Annotated in this window: 21 protein-coding genes; 15 read left to right on the top strand and 6 right to left on the bottom strand. The window is 42.9% G+C overall.

Annotation, left to right across the window (positions count from 1 at the left end; genetic code table 11):
- Nucleotides 1–17 precede the first annotated feature (17 nt).
- On the bottom strand, nucleotides 18–461 hold the full coding sequence (locus QNI08_RS20860) for an Rrf2 family transcriptional regulator (RefSeq protein WP_285769276.1): 444 nt from the start codon (nucleotides 459–461) through the stop codon (nucleotides 18–20).
- A 285-nt stretch (nucleotides 462–746) separates the two neighbouring features.
- On the opposite strand from QNI08_RS20860, the gene QNI08_RS20855 reads away from it, so the two are divergent.
- The 7 genes from QNI08_RS20855 to galE all read left to right on the top strand — a co-directional run bounded on the left by QNI08_RS20855 (nucleotide 747) and on the right by galE (nucleotide 7617).
- Nucleotides 747–1439 carry a DsbA family protein gene (locus tag QNI08_RS20855; RefSeq protein ID WP_352231231.1) on the top strand — a complete coding sequence of 231 codons (693 nt, stop codon included), beginning with the start codon at nucleotides 747–749 and terminating at the stop codon, nucleotides 1437–1439.
- A 3-nt stretch (nucleotides 1440–1442) separates the two neighbouring features.
- Nucleotides 1443–1865 carry a disulfide oxidoreductase gene (locus QNI08_RS20850; RefSeq protein ID WP_285769274.1) on the top strand — a complete coding sequence of 141 codons (423 nt, stop codon included), beginning with the start codon at nucleotides 1443–1445 and terminating at the stop codon, nucleotides 1863–1865.
- Nucleotides 1866–2401: 536 nt separating this feature from the next.
- Nucleotides 2402–3043 (top strand): NAD(P)-dependent oxidoreductase, encoded by a 642-nt coding sequence (locus tag QNI08_RS20845; RefSeq protein ID WP_285769273.1) that lies wholly within the window; start codon nucleotides 2402–2404, stop codon nucleotides 3041–3043.
- 305 nt (nucleotides 3044–3348) lie between these two features.
- Nucleotides 3349–5088, top strand: a complete 1740-nt coding sequence (locus tag QNI08_RS20840; protein WP_285769291.1) for a phospho-sugar mutase — start codon at nucleotides 3349–3351, stop codon at nucleotides 5086–5088.
- Between the two features lie 288 nt (nucleotides 5089–5376).
- Nucleotides 5377–6264 (top strand): UTP--glucose-1-phosphate uridylyltransferase GalU, encoded by an 888-nt coding sequence (gene galU, locus QNI08_RS20835; protein ID WP_285769272.1) that lies wholly within the window; start codon nucleotides 5377–5379, stop codon nucleotides 6262–6264.
- 104 nt (nucleotides 6265–6368) lie between these two features.
- Nucleotides 6369–6557, top strand: a complete 189-nt coding sequence (locus QNI08_RS20830; RefSeq protein WP_285769271.1) for a hypothetical protein — start codon at nucleotides 6369–6371, stop codon at nucleotides 6555–6557.
- A 91-nt stretch (nucleotides 6558–6648) separates the two neighbouring features.
- Nucleotides 6649–7617 carry a UDP-glucose 4-epimerase GalE gene (galE, locus tag QNI08_RS20825; protein ID WP_285769270.1) on the top strand — a complete coding sequence of 323 codons (969 nt, stop codon included), beginning with the start codon at nucleotides 6649–6651 and terminating at the stop codon, nucleotides 7615–7617.
- A 160-nt stretch (nucleotides 7618–7777) separates the two neighbouring features.
- Here the strand turns inward: galE and QNI08_RS20820 are convergent, their stop codons facing one another.
- Together QNI08_RS20820 and QNI08_RS20815 are read right to left on the bottom strand one after the other, a co-directional pair.
- Complete coding sequence (locus tag QNI08_RS20820; RefSeq protein WP_285769269.1) at nucleotides 7778–8497, bottom strand: pentapeptide repeat-containing protein; 720 nt, start codon at nucleotides 8495–8497, stop codon at nucleotides 7778–7780.
- A gap of 16 nt (nucleotides 8498–8513) precedes the next feature.
- The gene (locus tag QNI08_RS20815; RefSeq protein ID WP_483313803.1) at nucleotides 8514–8792 is read right to left on the bottom strand and encodes a PadR family transcriptional regulator; all 279 of its coding nucleotides are present in this window, start codon (nucleotides 8790–8792) and stop codon (nucleotides 8514–8516) included.
- 575 nt (nucleotides 8793–9367) lie between these two features.
- Here QNI08_RS20815 and QNI08_RS20810 point away from each other — a divergent pair.
- Nucleotides 9368–10201 (top strand): STAS domain-containing protein, encoded by an 834-nt coding sequence (locus QNI08_RS20810; protein WP_285769267.1) that lies wholly within the window; start codon nucleotides 9368–9370, stop codon nucleotides 10199–10201.
- Between the two features lie 338 nt (nucleotides 10202–10539).
- Complete coding sequence (locus QNI08_RS20805) at nucleotides 10540–10731, top strand: hypothetical protein (protein ID WP_061142725.1); 192 nt, start codon at nucleotides 10540–10542, stop codon at nucleotides 10729–10731.
- 274 nt (nucleotides 10732–11005) lie between these two features.
- Here the strand turns inward: QNI08_RS20805 and QNI08_RS20800 are convergent, their stop codons facing one another.
- Entirely contained in the window at nucleotides 11006–11605 is a 600-nt protein-coding gene (locus QNI08_RS20800) for a TetR/AcrR family transcriptional regulator (protein ID WP_285769266.1), read from the bottom strand.
- Between the two features lie 120 nt (nucleotides 11606–11725).
- Between QNI08_RS20800 and QNI08_RS20795 the strand changes: the two genes are divergently transcribed.
- Both QNI08_RS20795 and QNI08_RS20790 read left to right on the top strand, forming a co-directional pair.
- The gene (locus QNI08_RS20795) at nucleotides 11726–12448 is read left to right on the top strand and encodes an ABC transporter ATP-binding protein (RefSeq protein ID WP_285769265.1); all 723 of its coding nucleotides are present in this window, start codon (nucleotides 11726–11728) and stop codon (nucleotides 12446–12448) included.
- The gene (locus QNI08_RS20790; RefSeq protein ID WP_285769264.1) at nucleotides 12448–13464 is read left to right on the top strand and encodes an ABC transporter permease; all 1017 of its coding nucleotides are present in this window, start codon (nucleotides 12448–12450) and stop codon (nucleotides 13462–13464) included. Before QNI08_RS20795 ends, QNI08_RS20790 begins: the two co-directional genes overlap by 1 nt.
- A gap of 118 nt (nucleotides 13465–13582) precedes the next feature.
- Here QNI08_RS20790 and QNI08_RS20785 read toward each other — a convergent pair whose 3' ends face one another.
- Nucleotides 13583–13765: a hypothetical protein gene (locus QNI08_RS20785; protein ID WP_285769263.1), complete on the bottom strand. Its 183-nt coding sequence runs from the start codon at nucleotides 13763–13765 to the stop codon at nucleotides 13583–13585.
- 133 nt (nucleotides 13766–13898) lie between these two features.
- On the opposite strand from QNI08_RS20785, the gene QNI08_RS20780 reads away from it, so the two are divergent.
- Nucleotides 13899–14468: a hypothetical protein gene (locus QNI08_RS20780; protein ID WP_285769262.1), complete on the top strand. Its 570-nt coding sequence runs from the start codon at nucleotides 13899–13901 to the stop codon at nucleotides 14466–14468.
- A gap of 145 nt (nucleotides 14469–14613) precedes the next feature.
- On the opposite strand, the gene QNI08_RS20775 is transcribed toward QNI08_RS20780, so the two are convergent.
- Complete coding sequence (locus QNI08_RS20775) at nucleotides 14614–15063, bottom strand: GNAT family N-acetyltransferase (protein WP_285769261.1); 450 nt, start codon at nucleotides 15061–15063, stop codon at nucleotides 14614–14616.
- A 92-nt stretch (nucleotides 15064–15155) separates the two neighbouring features.
- Between QNI08_RS20775 and QNI08_RS20770 the strand changes: the two genes are divergently transcribed.
- The 3 genes from QNI08_RS20770 (at nucleotide 15156) to QNI08_RS20760 (ending at nucleotide 18182) form a co-directional block, all read left to right on the top strand.
- Nucleotides 15156–15998: a MerR family transcriptional regulator gene (locus QNI08_RS20770; RefSeq protein WP_285769260.1), complete on the top strand. Its 843-nt coding sequence runs from the start codon at nucleotides 15156–15158 to the stop codon at nucleotides 15996–15998.
- Between the two features lie 71 nt (nucleotides 15999–16069).
- Complete coding sequence (locus QNI08_RS20765) at nucleotides 16070–16705, top strand: VanZ family protein (protein ID WP_285769259.1); 636 nt, start codon at nucleotides 16070–16072, stop codon at nucleotides 16703–16705.
- A 13-nt stretch (nucleotides 16706–16718) separates the two neighbouring features.
- A complete protein-coding gene (locus tag QNI08_RS20760; RefSeq protein WP_285769258.1) occupies nucleotides 16719–18182 on the top strand; it encodes an aminoacyl-histidine dipeptidase in 1464 nt (487 codons plus the stop codon).
- Nucleotide 18183: the final 1 nt, after the last annotated feature.

Genomic DNA, 18183 nt, shown 5'->3' with positions numbered 1-18183 from the left:
AAACACATGAGTCCGCCTCATGTGTTTTTGCCTTGCTTATCCTTTTCAATGATCTCCTTGACGACATCCTCGATCGTAACTGCGCCCAACGCCTTTTCCAAGGCAAGCTCAGCAACTGAAAAGAGCGGCTCTATCGCACTCTGTATATTCCTTCCCACAGGACATGCTGGGTTTGGATTGTCATGGATGCCAAATAGCTCCTTATCGTGCGTCACGTTAACAGCGTGATAAACATCGAGTAAAGTAATATCGGACAGCTCCTTGGCCAATGTCGATCCAGCAATGCCAGGCCTGACATTCACCAAACCTGCAGTCTTGAGCATACCGGTGATTTTCCGGATTAAGGCCGGATTCGTGTTGACACTTTTGGCAATATAATCAGACGTATTGACGCCTTCTTTATTAATTTCTAAAAGAGATAATATATGGATCCCTACAGAAAAACGGGTGCTTATGGACATCTGGTTCTCTCCTTTAAAATCCTGTTTCCTAATATAGTATAAATTATTTAACATGTAATTCAAGTGGTTACAAGTTATAATGATAAGTAATCACAATCGCAGCCATAAATAATAGGTATGTTAAATTGACAAACCATTATGGTGAAACTTATATTATAACGTGTAAATAAAGCAGTTACAGGTATAAGGCAAACGGGAAGGGGGAACTGAAATCAGCCTTAATGGAGTCCGAGGGACCTCTGTATAAGGAATTTTAAACAACTATAATAGCTATGGAGGTTCATGATGTCTAATAATAAAAATAAAAAACAAAAACAATCTTCCGCATTCACGTTTTGGATCATCGGGTTGGTCGCTGTAATCATTATCGGGTTCATTTTCTTGGCAAACGGTAAAAAAGAGGATACAGCAGCCGTACATGAAATGGATTATAAATCACAGCCTTATATAGGAGAAAAATCGGCCCCTGTACAAATTGTTGAATTTGGTGATTATAAATGTCCCGTATGCAAAACATTCGAGGAAAATTTCTTTCCAGCCATTAAAAGTGAGCTGGTCGATACTGGAAAAGCGCAATTTTATTTCATGAATTATTCGTTCATCAACGTCGATTCCATTAGATCCGCCAAATTTGCTGAGAGTGTTTATCAGGAATTAGGAAATGAAACCTTCTGGAAATTCCATGAGCTGTTATTCAGTAAACAGCCCGATGACCATAAATATGAAAAAGAAGACATTTTCACGGATGAATTTTTGGAAAAAACCTTGAAGGAAATCGCCAATGAAGCTGATGTGAAAAAGGTGGTTGCTTCCTTTAAAGAAGGCAACTCCGAAGAACACTGGAATAAAGATATGAAGACTGCCGAAGAACTGGCTGTATCCGGCACACCATCCTTATTCGTCAATGGCAAGAAATTTGAAGGCAATACGATGGATGATTTGAAGAAAATGGTTGATGAAGCAGCGAAGGAGAAATAGACGATGAACAAGCCGCTATTATCCGCTTGGATCGTATCCATCATCGCCACGGCTGGAAGCCTTTATTTTAGTGAAATCCTGCATTATGTACCCTGTACCTTTTGCTGGTACCAAAGAATCTTGATGTACCCGCTCGTCATATTATTAGGTCGCGCCTTTTATGAGCAAGACCTGAGAATCCACCGGTACATCCTCCCCTTGTCCATCTTGGGGATGCTTGTTTCGGGGTATCACTATTGCCTGCAAAAGATCCCGGCCCTGCAGCAATTCGAAATGTGCCAAAGCGGAGTCCCATGCTCCGTCGATTATATCAACTGGTTAGGATTCATCACTATTCCGTTCTTGGCCTTCATGGCCTTCACCCTCATCACAATCTGCATGTTCTTGCTAATGAACGGCAATCGCAAGAACGAAACAGCAGCATAAAAAGCGCACCATTCTTTGTGGACATGTTTCACACGGAATGGTGCGTTTTTATACCGGAAACAGGAACTAAAACAGCGAAACTCCATTCATATCGACGAAAGTCGGCAAAAATATCAGCGAAATTTGTATATATCTTTCAAAAAGCGCAATATATCGACGAAAGTGCGCAACATATCAGCGAATATTGATATATATCTTCGAACAAGCGCAATATATGATCGAGACTCCAAATATATCTTCGAAAAAGAGCAATATATCGACGAAAGTGCGCAACATATCAGCAAAATTCCAAATATCTCGACGAATCTCAGCAAAATATCATCGAACTCCAAAAAGATCGACGAAAGTCGGCAAAATATCAGCGAATATTGATATAGATCATCGAAAAAGCGCAAAATATGAGCGAAAATCCAAATATATCTTCGAACATTCGAAATAGATTTGACAAAAGTACAACCTGTAACTTATATTATTACATGTAACATAATTGATTACATTTACTTTTTTTAACTAACTATTCATAGGAGGAATATAGAATGAAAATAGCGATCATAGGTGCAAGCGGAAAAGCTGGAAGCTTGATTTTAGAAGAAGCGAGGGCTAGGGGACATGAAGTGACGGCAGTGGTCAGGGATGAAGCCAAAGTCCGTGATCAAGCGGTATCCATATTGGTTAAGGACGTATTCGACATCCAGAAGGATGATTTGAAGCAGTTCGATGTGGTTGTGAATGCCTTTGGTGCAGCACCAGGAAAAGAGCATTTGCATGTGGAGGCAGGTAAGATCCTAATTGAAGCCATCAAAGGCACGCCTCAAACTAAATTGGTCGTTGTCGGCGGTGCCGGAAGCCTTTTCGTTGACGAGGAGAAAACGACCCGCGTGCTGGATACGCCTGAATTTCCTAAAGAATACTATGCCACAGCGTTTAATCAATCCAAGAATCTGGAAGATTTAGAGCAAGCAAGCGGCATTCAATGGACGTTCATCAGTCCTTCCGCCTTCTTTGATCCGCAAGGCACGAAAACAGGTCAGTATGTACTAGGCAAAGACAATTTGCTCGTCAATTCAAAAGGTGAAAGCTATGTAAGTTATGCTGATTTCGCCATTGCCGTACTTGACGAAATTGAAAATCCACAGCACATCAATCGACGTTTTACCGTTGTCGGCGAAGCGGAATAATTCAACGGACTTGCTGGCGCGCTTCTGTCTCCCGGCTTTAGCTTTGGGACAGGGGCGGGGCCCAAGTTGCTGGTAATTCATGAACAATGTACGCCCGCAAGAATCCATTCAACCTGCTCATCAATTAATCCGTCCCCTCCATCAAATCGACCTTCTCATCTGTCCGAACCGTTTTTCTGTTGTAAATATTGACTGTTGTACAATTATTGCTGATAATTAGCGAAGAAAGTCCTATATGCTGCTCTAATCGTATTTTTATAGGAATTAATTATCGTTAATAGGAAAGAAAGAAGGACTATGTGAATATGAATTGGGAAGGTTCTTACAACTCATGGGTGAATTTCGAAGGCCTTGATGAGGAAATGAAGGTATTGCTTACAAAAATGCAAGATGATGAAAAAAAAGCAGAAGATGCGTTTTACAAGAACCTGGAATTCGGCACAGGCGGCATGCGCGGGGAAATCGGTGCAGGCACGAACCGGATGAATCTGTACACAGTTCGCAAAGCGACATTGGGATTGGCGCATTATCTCCAGGAAATCGGGGATGAAGCAAAAGACAGAGGTGTGGCCATTGCGTATGACTCACGCTTCAAGTCCCCCGAATTTGCCTTGGAGGCGGCCAAGACCTTGGCCACCCAAGGGATAAAGGCTTATCTATTCGATGAGTTAAGGCCAACGCCAGAGCTATCCTTTGCCGTTCGTGAGCTGAATGCTTATGCCGGAATCGTGATCACGGCCAGCCATAATCCACCAGAATATAATGGCTATAAGGTGTATGGGCCGGATGGCGCCCAACTCCCGCCAGCAACGGCGGATAAGGTGATTGGATACGTCGATGCGATTGAAAATGAATTAACGATATCGGTGAAGGATGAAGCGACCTTGAAGGCGCACGGGCTGATTGAGATGATCGGTGAAGAAATAGATGCTGCCTATAATGAAAAATTACTGACTGTACCTGAAAACAAAAGCTTAAGTGAACAAGTGGATGTGACGGTCGTATTCACGCCGCTTCATGGTACGGCAAATAAATCGGTCAGGCGGGCGTTGCATGATCTGGGATACAACAAGGTACACGTGGTAAAAGAGCAGGAACTGCCCGATCCCAATTTTTCGACAGTCAACTCTCCGAACCCTGAAGAGCATGCAGCATTTGAAATGGCGATTGAATTGGGGAATGATGTATCTGCCGATCTGCTGATCGCTACCGATCCTGATGCGGATCGACTTGGAATCGCGGTTAAAAATAAAGCTGGCGAATATGTCGTGCTTACAGGCAATCAAACCGGTGCACTCATTTTGGATTACCTTTTAAGAGAAAAGCAAGCAAAAGGGACATTACCAAAAAATGGCGTGGTTTTAAAAACGATCGTGACATCGGAAATCGGCCGGACGATCGCGAAGGAATATGGATTGGAGACCGTTGATGTTTTGACCGGTTTTAAATTCATCTCCGAAAAGATCAATGAATATAAGGAGAGCGGGCAGCACACCTTCCTATTCGGGTATGAAGAAAGTTATGGCTATTTAATTAAGGAATTTGCCCGTGATAAAGATGCAATCCAGGCAGCCATCCTTGCGGTTGAGGTTTGTGCCTACTATAAAAAGCAAGGCATGGATTTATATGAAGGACTGATCGAAATCTTTGACAGGTACGGATATTACTTGGAGGGCCTTCAATCCTTGACACTAAAGGGAATCGAAGGTGCCGGGCAAATCCAGGCGATTCTCGATCGATTCCGCCAGGATCCTCCAAAGCACATTGCCGGTAAAGCTGTCGTGGTCCAGGAGGATTATCAAAGTGGCATGAAGCTTGCGATGGGCACTGATACCGAGGAAGTGATCGATTTACCAAAATCAAACGTAATCAAGTATTTCCTTGAAGATGGTACTTGGGTCTGCTTACGGCCATCGGGGACTGAACCGAAAATCAAATTCTACTTCGGCATCCAAGCTGAAAAGCTGGAAGAAGCGGAACGGAAACTGAAGCATGTGATGAATGCCTTTATGGAGAAAATCAATGAAATCATAAATGGCGGGTAATGCAGCCATATAATGAAGAAGAAATGAGGCCTTTTCCCGAAATCCTTTCCGGGAAAGGCCTTTTTGCATCATGCATGAAATGGAAGTAGTTACTTTATATATAAAAATGGTTGAAAGTGGATTTTATTGCATTTTAAATTTAAAAGAAATTAGTATATAATATGTAAACGTGTCAGTACTTTATATTTAAGAAAATATTTACAAAAAACGAGTCTATGTTACTATGAATATGGTATACGGAAAACTATGGACCGGTTTAAAAAGTTATAACAAAGGAGCTACAAAAGCATGAAAAAAGTTAAAAAGGCGATTATACCTGCAGCAGGATTAGGAACTAGATTTTTGCCTGCTACGAAGGCAATGCCTAAAGAAATGCTGCCAATAGTGGACAAGCCGACTATTCAATATATTATAGAAGAAGCAGTGAAATCTGGAATTGAAGATATCATCATTGTCACAGGGAAGAATAAACGTGCGATCGAAGATCATTTCGATAACGCCTATGAGCTAGAGAACAACCTGCGGGAAAAAGAAAAATTCGATTTATTGGAGAAAGTGCAATATCCCTCTAACCTAGCCAATATCCATTACATCAGGCAAAAAGAACCTAAAGGCCTTGGACATGCTGTTTGGTGTGCACGCAACTTTATCGGTGATGAACCATTTGCCGTCCTTTTAGGTGATGACATCGTACAAAGCGATGTGCCTTCATTACGTCAATTGATTAATGAATACGATGCAACCGGCTCGTCCATCATCGGAGTGCAGCCAGTGGATGAGAACGAAACCCATCGGTATGGCGTAATTGACCCGGTTACACAGGAAGGCAGAAGATACGAAGTGAATCGTTTCGTTGAAAAGCCGAAACAAGGAACGGCGCCTTCCAATTTGGCCATCATGGGAAGATATATCCTGACTCCGGAAATATTCGATTTCTTGGCTAAGCAAGAAACAGGTGCCGGCGGCGAAATTCAGTTGACGGATGCCATCCAAAAATTGAATGAGATCCAGAAAGTATTCGCCTACGATTTTGAAGGGAAGCGCTATGATGTCGGAGTAGTGGATGGATTCGTGAAAACGACCATCGAATTCGCCCTGCAACGCCCTGATTTAAGAGACGACATCATTAAAGAAATGGAAAATATACTCAAGATGCACAGGGCAGCAACCAAATAGACCTCTATATAGGATCCAAAGCAAAAAAGCCGGTTATTCTAGGCTTTTTTCAAATTATCGCCCTCCTAAATCAGGCTCATGATCCTTTAGTGTGGTTAGGTATCATGGCGAATATCGTCGCGAACCGGACCGTTCTGGAAAATGGTAAATATGGGTTGCTTGTTGAAAATAGCATAAATGGACTTGAAAAAGGGGTAACGAAGATGGCTAATCATGAAGAATCCAAACCGGAGAAATTTGATTACCATCAATATAATGCATTGGCCATGGAAACCTTCAAGAAATGCCTGTAATATTTACGTATGCGTTTCTTGTTAAATGAGGCATTGATATCCGATCCAGAGATCGGTGCAAAGAAGGCAGTTACGAAAGGGGAAATGTAATGTGATTTTGGTCGTTGGCGGCGCAGGCTATATCGGAAGTCATCTTGTGAAGGAATTAGTAAGTGAAAAAGAGGTTGTCATTCTCGATAATCTTTCCACCGGTTTTCGTTCATTGGTTGATCCGAAGGCCATCTTGGTGGAAGGGAATTTAGGGGACGAAGCGGTCTTGAATGAAATATTCAGCAAATACCCGATAGAAGCAGTCATGCATTTCGCAGCAAATAGCTTGGTTGGGGAGTCAGTACAAGACCCATATAAATACTATGAAAACAATGTCGGGGCAACTCTTACATTATTGAATACCATGCTCAAGCATGATGTGAAGAATTTCATTTTTTCTTCCACTGCCGCTACTTATGGGATTCCTAATGTCGATATGATCGATGAGGATCAGCCAACTGATCCTATCAACCCATACGGACGCTCAAAATTGATGGTCGAGCAGATTCTGGGCGACTTCGCACAAGCGTATGGCCTTCATTATGTTGTTTTGCGCTACTTCAATGCAGCCGGGGCACATGAATCCGCGGAAATTGGTGAAAGCCACGATCCGGAAACGCATCTCATCCCGATCATTTTGCAGCATTTATTAGGTCAGCGTGAGAAGATTTCCGTGTTTGGTACAGACTATGACACGCCGGATGGCACATGCATCCGCGATTATATTCATGTAACCGATCTAGCTAAAGCCCATATCAATGCGCTTCAAGCCCTATTATCCGGGAAGAAGGATACGGCAACCTACAATCTGGGGAACGGAAAAGGGTTTTCGGTTAAAGATGTGATCGACACATGCGAAAAAGTCACAGGTGTGACACCGAACATTGAGTATGCAGACCGCCGCCCTGGAGACCCAGCACGGCTAGTCGCTTCCGCCAATAAAATTTATGAAGACCTAGGCTGGAAAGCATCCATTAATTTGGAACAAATCATTGAAAGTGCGTGGACCTGGCATAAATCGCAAAGATGAACTAAACGACAAAAGGGCTTCGGAATGAAAATATTCCGAAGCCCTTTGCTTTTGGGCACCAATGAAATGGAAGGCATCCAAAACTGTATAACCCCTCTGCCAAAAAGCCTCATGTCTTGGCAAAGGGGTTTTTCATCAAGTAAAAGGGGCGGTTGCGAGTTTAGATGATGGTTACGCCGCTAAGATCAACCTTTGCTCCATTCAAAAAGATGTACGTGAGTTTATCCATGGCGGCTCCAGTAAAGTCGATTTTCTTTAAATCGGACATCCGGAACTGAACATTGGTGAGAGTGGCATCGCGGAAAGATGCCTTTTTCAAGGAACAACCCTCGAAAACGGTTTGGTTGAAAGATTCGCCATCAAAAATGAGCCCTGTTAGATTACAGCCTTTGAAGTGGGTTTTATTATAATTATTGTTTTTGAGGGTCACGCCTTTTAAATTGGCACTTTTAAATAAGGTGCTTGTTAAGTTGACGTTTTCAAAGATGCAATTACTTAAGTTCGTGCTTTTGAATGTACTGCCAGTCAGGTCTGAATGGCTGAAATCAGAGCGGCTTAAGTCGCACGAATTGAATTTTCCATCATGCACGGAAACCGAACGGAAGTCGGAATCCAATAAGCGTTGTTTGGAATAATCCATCTTTATCGCCTGTTCAAGCTCATTATATTGAAGATTGAGGGCATCCACGAGCTCCGATACTTCGCCTATTGAGTCGACGGTTAGCTTATACGCCTCCTCTTCGCTTGCACCCTTCCTTTTATGATCATTATATTTTTCAAGCAGGTTTTGCAGCAGCTCTTCTTCCAATTCCTTTGCCGTTTTTGCGTTTTGATAGGGAGCAAAAATGCCATGAACATGCGCATGCAGTTTCTCAATCACCTTTCATCATCCTTTCTTACAGCAGGCGTTCAAGAATTTGCTTCGCCTGCTCCCAGTCATTTTTATTTTGCCGATAGGTGTCTTCCCCAAGCGGAGTGATTTTATAATATTTCCTTCTGCCGCCTTGGGTAGCATCTCCCCAATAAGAGAGGATGCATCCGTCCTTTTCCAGACGTTTTAAGCTGGAATACATGGTCGCTTCCTTTATTTCGTATTGCTCATTCGAACTCACATATATCAGTTTGCTGATTTCGTAGCCATACTTATCGCCGCTTTGCAGAAGCTTTAGAATCATCGTATCCACATGTCCGCGAAGCAGGTCTGAGGAAAGTTTGCGTTGAATCAAATCCTCACCTCCTTTGGTATATCATAATGTAAATTACTATGACAGTCAAGGTAATGTGCACAAGATATTTTATCCATTTCTCAGTGAAAATGGAGGCAGGAATCATTCGAAAATGAAAATTATGAGAAAATGTGATCTAATTAACAAACGATAAGATGCGTTGAATTTCGAATTATGAGAGATGCTATGACGGGATCCTTAGTCTTACCGATGGCCTCACCAAGTAATAGGTCTGCCGAACCGAAGACCTTGAAGCAGGTCTTTTTTTGCGTTCCGGTGTAATTGTTAACTAAAAATAAAAATGGTAAACTATAAAAATGAAGCGATGCTTTTTCAAATTATGTACTAGAATGAAAGAAAGAAAGTATTCAATGTTCATCCTTTTTCAAGAAAAATCAGTGGTTGCATGGTTTCAAAAGCGGCTGAAAAGGTATATGGAAAGAAGGCTGCTAACTTGCTTATCCGTAATAAGGTTAGTCCAAGTGATTGGAAGGTTCATATTAAATAAATAGGTGGAGACGTTTATGCATAGAAATAGAGAACTATATTCCTTTTTATTAGATAAAGCGACACAACTGACGGAGGATTGGTATGCAACATTGAATAAAAATGATCAGATTGGGGTATATAGCTCACTCGATCCTCGAGTTATTGAAAGGCTGAAACAGCAAAATCATCAATTTCACGTACAATTCTTCAAGATTTTCACGTTAGAGGAATGTCAATTCTTTGACCTTCTTGAAGAATGGATTGACGATATCGGTCAAGATGAAGAGCATTTAAACACCCCGATTTATTTTATATTACGGGAGTTTTTCCGGACGCAGCTTCAATACCTTGATTATATCGAGCAATTCGTTGCGTTGCATGAAGGGGAATATACTCAGGCGGAAATAAACTCCTGGTACCGCATCGTGGTCAAGGTGTTCAGTGAGGTGATGGAAAGGTTCACTGAGGCGAACCATCGATATTCCAACAAAATAATGAAGGCCCAGCAGCAAACGATCGATGAATTGAGTTCGCCGATCATATCGCTTGATGATCATACAGCGTTACTCCCGCTGATTGGCAACTTCGACACGGCGAGGGGCATGTCCCTGCTTGAAAGCACATTACAGCAGTGTGCCGAAAAAAGTGTCACAAGGCTTTTCATCGACTTATCAGGCGTTCACGCGATAGACGAAGTATCCGCTCATCAGCTGTCCCAATTGATCGAATCCTTGAATCTGATCGGAATCCATACCTCGCTTTCGGGACTGCAGCCGGAAATCGCGATGAAAGCCGTCAAGCTTCAATTGCCTTTTGACAAGGTGACGGTCAAAGCGACTTTAGCCCAAGCGATCAATACGATAAAATAATACATACAGAAAAAAGCCAAGGGCTTCGGATTCAGTGCTCCCGTATGGTTATGAAGGACAAGGACTGCCATATGGCGGTCTTTTTTGTTTTTTTCGGCTTAGCCATAAACCCTCGATCAATTTCCGCATCAATCCTTAATCACGTAAATTACGAGGCTCCTACAAAACTGAAAATTAACATTTCATTTACATTTCCCAAACGTATTGACAAATATTAGTTAGCACATTATGATAGGTTCGATTCATACAAAAATCCGGATAAAGACAATATATATAATCGTACTTCTTGGGAAATCCTAAACAAAATCAAACACATTTTACAAAAAAGGCGGGCAATTATGGAGAAGACGTTCAATCGATATGTTATCAATGCGACAGGCAAGGGTGGCCAGACTTATTTAACCCAATGTCAGGATAAAGATGCATTGAGAAAATGGATAGCCGATCATGAGGATCAAATCATCATGAATGAGTTAAGAATAACCGATAAGAAAAAGAATCCTTTGTTGAAATTTTTTTCTCAAAGGTGACAATCGCCACGTTCCTTACGGCATTCATGGATGGACGCCGAGCCGACAAATCCATATCTTGTTTCGCTTTCAAGCCCGTTGTTCTTCAATGGGTTTTTTGCGTGGAATAAACGTGCATGGGAACACCGGAAGTATCCAGCGGGATGGCCCGGGGTGTCGTATCGGATGGTGTGTCTCCTTTTCGAGATTGGTACATTCAGACTTGCCGCCTCCAGCACGGCCCTAGCTTTAGTATGAACAGGCGTGATCAAACGATTCTTGCAACTTTTTCCCTTTACTGAATGAATGTGCGTAATTGGCTGATGAAGTTCAAGATTTGAAAATGTATTTTTGCCATTTCCTCCGCTGGCTGTTCCTCACAATTTTCCAGCCATTCCTGGATCACCCCTAAAATTGCAGATGTCAAAAAGGCATGCATATATTTTCGAAATTCTTCATCTTGGGCAGCTGGATGCTGGCTGATTAAGCGGGCCAAGAGGACTTCGCCGAATACACGCTTCATTTTCTTCGCAAAAGAAGGATCTCCCTGATCACCAAGGATGGCCCTTAATGGACGGGCATTCTCACCGATGAATTGAAAAATGGCAACGAATGGCGGATATAGCTGCTGTTGGTGAAGCGCAAGGAGTGCCTCTTTCGGCAAGATCTCGGAAATGCGTGCTTGGAGTTCCTCCAGCAATTGTCGTTGTAATTGATCCATCAGTTCATATTTATCAGCATAATGAAGATAAAAGGTGCCTCGATTGATGCTCGCCCGCTCGGCAATTTTCTTCACGGACACATGAGCGAATCCTTCTGCTTCAATAAGTGCAATGAAGTGATGCTGGATATGCGCTTTCGTTTTTTGTCCCATTTCTTCATGAATTGATGCCACTTGAAATTCTCCTTCACTGAACATTTTTTCCAAATGTGTTTATTGTATTGAAACTCATGCTACCTTAGAATGATGATACATTCAACACCGTGTTAATTAAAAGGGAAGGGAGTGCGTTCGATGAAACATGCGATTGTCATGGAAGGAATCGCCAAGGGCTTTCAACATAAAAGGGTCATTCAGCCCTTGGACCTCACGATCGAAAAAGGCGGTATTTTTGGCTTGCTGGGCCCTTCCGGCTGCGGAAAGACGACCTTGATCAAGATGATTGCCGGCTTGATTAAGCCGGATGCCGGCAGCGTTACGGTTCTAGGCATGAGGGTGCCAAATGAAGCATTATTAATGGAAATCGGCTATATGGCACAATCCGATGCACTATATGCAGAGCTGACTGGCGCAGAAAACCTTGATTTTTTTGCGAAGCTGTACCATTTATCCAAAAAGGAAAGAAGCGAGCGAATACGATATGCAGCCGAAATCGTCGGCTTAACGAATGATTTGAACACCTGGGTTGCACATTATTCCGGTGGGATGAAGCGCCGTTTGTCTTTGGCGATTGCCCTGATTCAAAATCCCGAAATCCTCATATTGGATGAACCGACGGTGGGGATCGATCCCAGGCTGAAACGGACCATCTGGCAGGAGCTTGAGCGGCTAAGGGATGAAGAGCGCAAGACGATCGTGATCACGACGCATGTCATGGATGAGGCGGAACGCTGCGATGAACTGGCGATGCTGCGTGAGGGAGCGATCATCGCTTCGGGGACGCCTGGCGCTTTAAAAGGACAATATGCCGCCGAATCGCTCGATGATGTTTTTTTACAGATCGGAGGCGGCCGGTAATGCGGATTTTCTCTCTCGTTACGCGAATCATCCAGCAGCTGCGCCGTGATCGAAGGACCCTCGCTTTATTTTTCCTCGCTCCCTTGCTCATCTTGACGCTCATGTACTTCATTTTTGGCACGGAGGCAAGTGAGCTGAAAATCGTCGTAACCGGCAGCGATCAACCGACCGTTGCGTCGTTGAAGCAAGCCGATTTTCAAGTAAAGGCAGCTGAAGACTTTTCACGGAAAAAGATGATCGCTACCGATACCGACGGCTGGTTACACGTTGAGCATGGAAAGATGGAGCTGACGCTATTGAACGATGAACCCTCACGCGCAAAAGCGGTTCAAATGCAGCTGATGCTGGGGCTTGAGGGGCATGCAAGCAAAATCCCTTCCATTGATTCGCACTATGTGTATGGCCATGCAGATACAAAGGGCTTTGACACCTTCAGCCCGATGCTCGTGAGCTTTTTCGTTTTTTTCTTCGTGTTTCTGATAGCGGGCATCGCGCTTTTGAAGGAGCGAACAAGCGGCACCCTGGAGCGGCTGCTGGCCACGCCGATCAAGCGTTATGAAATCGTCGCTGGCTATGTGATCGGCTATGGTTCATTTGCGCTCGTCCAGACGATCATCGTCGTCCTCTATGCCGTCAATGTGCTGGATATCGTGCTCGTAGGCTCCTTATGGCTCGTGTTGGTGACGAACATCCTTGTTGCACTCGTGGCCTTGTCGCTTGGCACGCTGCTGTCCAGTTTTGCCACCTCCGAATTCCAGATGGTGCAATTCATCCCGCTCGTCATCGTACCGCAGGTTTTCTTCACAGGGATATTCCCCTTGGATGGCATGGCGGACTGGCTTCAAAAAATCGGCAAGATCATGCCGCTTTATTACGCATCGGATGCGATGAACGGCATCATGTATAAAGGTTTTTCTTTCGCTGATGTATATGTGGATTTGATCGTCCTCGTGGCATTTTCGGCCGTGTTCATAACGATCAATATCATCAGCTTGAAAAGATACCGTGCTTTATGAACGAGAAAAAAATCAAGAATGCAGTTAAATCAGCATTCTTGATTTTAAAGAAGGGGCGTCAAAAAGTCGAAATCGGCCTAATTGACGCCCTTTTTAGCCTAAACATTTTTATTTTCTTTCAGTCTTTGTTGTTGTTCACCATCAATGATACAAAACAAAATAATGCTATAAAAAATAGAAGTGCGGGAAAAGTATAAAATGTTGCATTGTATTTAATAGAAGAATCAGCCTTTAAACCATATAAATAAATAAATAGTATAAAAGAAACGGATAATGCTAGAGTACCGGTTAATAATTTCATTATTTTACCTCCATTTGGTTAATTTGTATTATTTTTTAAAAAAGTATAATAATATTATATAGAAAATATAGGAAAAAAGGGGGAGATTTAACTTCTTAGTCTTTTCAGTCTATTTATTTTATTAATCGGATCTGTGAACCTATCAAAAGTTTCAGCAGAAAAAGGAGCCGATTCCGTTTTTGATATTGAAGGAGTTAATGTAGAATTAACAGTTGATACTCCATATAGCTTAACAAAAGACGATGGGACCTTCGTGTTTTTTGATACCGTAGAAGATTATAATGCTTATTTAAATAGCCAAATGATTAAAATTGTTCCTAGATGCGCAACGTGCAATAAAACTACAACTACTACTATTACTACTAATACAACTAAAGAAAAGTGGGTGAACTATCATCCTCTTACAAATGCTTGGATTAAAGCTAGCAGCTATACTATCTCTCGTGGGAAATCTTATACGATTTCAGGTTCTTATAGTTATAGTGGGTATAATGTGGGGGTTAGTGTTTCTCATAATACATCAGTTTCTGCTACCATCCCAGCTAATTCAAAAAAATATAGTAGATTAGGTGTTTGGTCAGACATTACTTTCAAAAGATTTAAGCATGTAGTAAAAAGCCCTACTGGAAAGGTTATAAATACGTATTATTCAAATACCGCATATGCTGTAGGTGCTCCTTATATTAAAGTGAAATATAAATAAGACATGGCATTGTAGCTTTGGTTCATAATCTATTGAGGGTAGTTGGATTTCAAAAAAGGTGAAGAAAAACGATCCGTTTTTCTTCACCTTTTTCTATTAAGGACTTATAAGACAGCCCCATTTTTTTCGCATGTTTCTTCCATGCTTATATTTTCTTGACCATGACTCTTTCATTGTTGCCATCTGCCTCGCCATTGAAGGCAAAGCCGAATTTCCTATACAAGTGAGAAGCAGCCTGATTCTCTTCGACTATGCTCAAATAGACCTCGGGGCATTCATACTCCATGGTTAACCGTTCGATCAAAGCCTCGAGCAGGATGGTTCCAAGGCCTTGTCCCTGATGCTTGGCGTCAATGAAAAAACGATCGAGCCAAACCCGGCCATTTTCCCCTTCGCCGGGGAAGAAGCCATACATCGCAAAACCGACCAAGGTATCATCCGTATAAAGCCCGACAGGTCTGTAATACTTACATTCCGAAGCGTCCTGCAAACATTGCGCGGCCGTTTCGATAAATGACCTTTGCCTTTCATGGATGTGCAGCTTCAAAATCTCCGCTCTATTTTCGTTCGTGACTTCTTTAATATGGACTGTCATATAATTTCCTTCCTCATTTAGATGTTTTATTCTGATGATATACTATTACCGTAAGCTATCTGGTTACCATATAGTCAAGAGGAGAGATCAAAATGTCCGAGTTAAATATAGGAAAATATTTCACTACCGGTGAATTCGCCAAATTATGCAATGTCAAGAAACAAACGCTCATCCATTATGATGAAATTGGGCTTCTGACGCCCGATATCAAAAACGAAATGGGGTACCGATATTATTCGTATCAGCAGTTCGAAGTTTTTTCGGTCATTTCATTATTGAAGGAATTCAATATGCCCTTGAAGGAGATTAAATGGTTCCTTACCAACCGGTCACCTATTGGATTGATCGAGCTTTTCAAAGAAAAGTCGCTGGAATTGGAAAAAAAGATCAAAAACCTTCATCGGATGCAGAAAATCATCGAAACGAAAATATCCCTCACTGAAAAAGCGTTATGTATCGATGACTCCCAAATCACCTTGAGGCCCGAGGAGGAAGAGTGGCTCTATCTTAGCGGCTCCATCCTGAATTCCTCTGATGCCGAATTCTTGAAAGCAACTTCGGACTTCCTCGATTTCTGTCATGAAAATGAATTTTATAGCGGATTCCCGATAGGGGCAATGATAAGCAAGGAAAAGATCATTGGCGGAGATCATGATAATTACTCATTTCTGTACACGAAAGGAATCGCGGCAGCGGATCCGCTTGCCTTCCATGCAAAACCGAAGGGACTGTATGTCGTTGCCTACCATAAGGGAAGCTATGAGCATATTTCGGAAACCTATGAAAAAATCATTCGCTTCATGGAACATGAAAACCTGAACATCAAATCGTTTGCCTACGAAGAGTACATTTTGGATGAAGTCTCGGTAAAAGGCTATGAAAACTACCTCACCGAAATCAAGGTCGAAGTGGAAGGAAAGCGGGCCATCGTTTAGGCTGTTGACGGGCTCGCGGAGATGCCCTAGGATAAAAAGATAGGTATGATTTGGAAGGAGGATGAAGGTATATGTCACTAAAATCGGTCCTATTTTCCTTTTTCCTGTCGCAAGCGTTGTTTCTGTGCGGCTTGCCTTTGTTTCTCAAGCTTTCCTTATATTTGCATCCTTTGGCAATCGTGGTTGTCTGGTTTTGTATCCTTATGGCCGTTTCGTTCGCCATCCTTTATTTTCGCGGAGAAGTGCTCCAGGTCCGGCGGTTTTTATGGCAGGCCATCTTTGCAGGCTATAGCTTTTCTCTATTGGTGTTGTTGTTTTTTCGGCCAAATGGACAGGTTTATTCCTATAATCCGATCCCGTTTTCAACCATTTTAGCTTACGCATCGAATGAGAGTGCCGGACTTGTGTCATTTTATAACCTTACCGCGAATGTCGGACTCTTCATTCCGTTCGGGCTGTACTTGCTGTCGAGGAAAGGGAAGCAGATGACAGTCTTAACGAGATTCCTTTATCCTTTCATCTTGATTTCCATCATCGAGATCAGCCAGCTGGTGCTCCGGCGCGGAAGCTTGGATGTGGATGATCTTATCCTGAACATGCTCGGTGTTTACTTGGGATACCGCCTTTATCCGTTTTTCTCAACAGTAGTTACGATCCTGCCTGGGAAAGGAAGTAAAGGTCACAAGCTATATAAATCTGTTAAATGAAAGGGTGCTTTTCATGTATCGAACGTTGGAAGAATTAACGGATCATCCTGTGTTTCATTATTTTGCAGAGATTTCAAAAATCCCGCGAGGTTCGGGGAATGAAAAGGAAATCAGTGATTACCTGATCCGCTTTGCGAAGGACAGGGGTCTTGAGTCTGTTCAGGATGAAGCCCTGAATGTGATCATTAAAAAGCCCGCCACACTAGGGTATGAAAGCGCACCTGCCGTCATCATCCAAGGGCATATGGATATGGTTTGCGAAAAGAACAAAGGGACCCTTCATGATTTCGAGAAAGATCCGCTTCAATTACGGGTCATGGGGGACATGCTGTATGCGACGGATACAACCTTAGGTGCCGATAATGGCATTGCGGTGGCCTATGCATTAGCTCTCCTGGATGCAAAAGATATCCCGCACCCTGAGCTTGAAATCGTGATAACGACCGAAGAAGAAACGACGATGAACGGGGCCCTTGCCGTTGATCCGGCCCATTTCAAAGGAAAAATGCTGATCAATATCGATTCGGAGGAAGATGGAAAGCTGCTGGTCAGCAGCGCAGGAGGAATCCGCGTCAGGCAAGTCCTCCCGATTATGCGGGAAGCCGCCCCGAAGGATGCAGCTGCCTACAGTATCAGGATAAAAGGACTGAAGGGCGGACATTCCGGTATATCGATCGATAAGGAAAGAGGAAATGCCAATAAGCTTCTGGGAAGAGTATTACAGGATGTAGAGCTGGAGTCCCCTTGCTACATACAGCAAATGAACGGCGGACTGAAAGGGAATGCCATCCCGCGCGAAGCGGAGGCAGGCATCCTGCTTCAATTAGAGGATGAGCATCAGGTAAGGGAGAAAATCCGCCAATGGGACGAAACGTTCAAAAACGAACTGCAATCCTCCGATCCTGAAGTGTTGATCGAGTTTGAACGGAGCGAACCGATTTCCGGGTACGTTTTTTCCAAGGAGACGGCGGCTAAAGCCATTTCCTCACTATTGATCATTCCCCACGGTGTCCAAGGGATGAGCATGGGAATAACGGGATTGGTCGAAAGCTCGACGAATCTAGGGGTCGTAACCACGAATGACGCCGAAATGATATTCGAGAGTGAAATCAGGAGTTCGATCAAGAGCATCAAATATCTTATGGTCACCCAGGCAAAGGCAATTGCAGACATGCTCGGCTGCGACCTATTGATTGACGCGGACTATCCGGAATGGCCCTATCATCCTGGATCGAAACTGAAGAAATTATTTGAAGAAACATATAAAGAGAAATATGAAGCAGAAATTGAAGTCATCGCTGTGCATGCAGGGATTGAATGTGGGGTGTTCATCGATAAGATACCAGGATTGGATGCCGTTTCGATCGGGCCGGATATGTTTTCCGTCCATACACCTGAAGAACATCTCAGCATCCCCTCGACGATCAATAATTGGCAATACTTTCTCTACACATTAAAAAGGATGAAAGACCTTTAGG

The organism is Peribacillus folii, from assembly GCF_030271255.1.
Lineage (GTDB): Bacteria > Bacillota > Bacilli > Bacillales > DSM-1321 > Peribacillus.
This window is presented reverse-complemented; position numbering and strand designations above follow the sequence as displayed.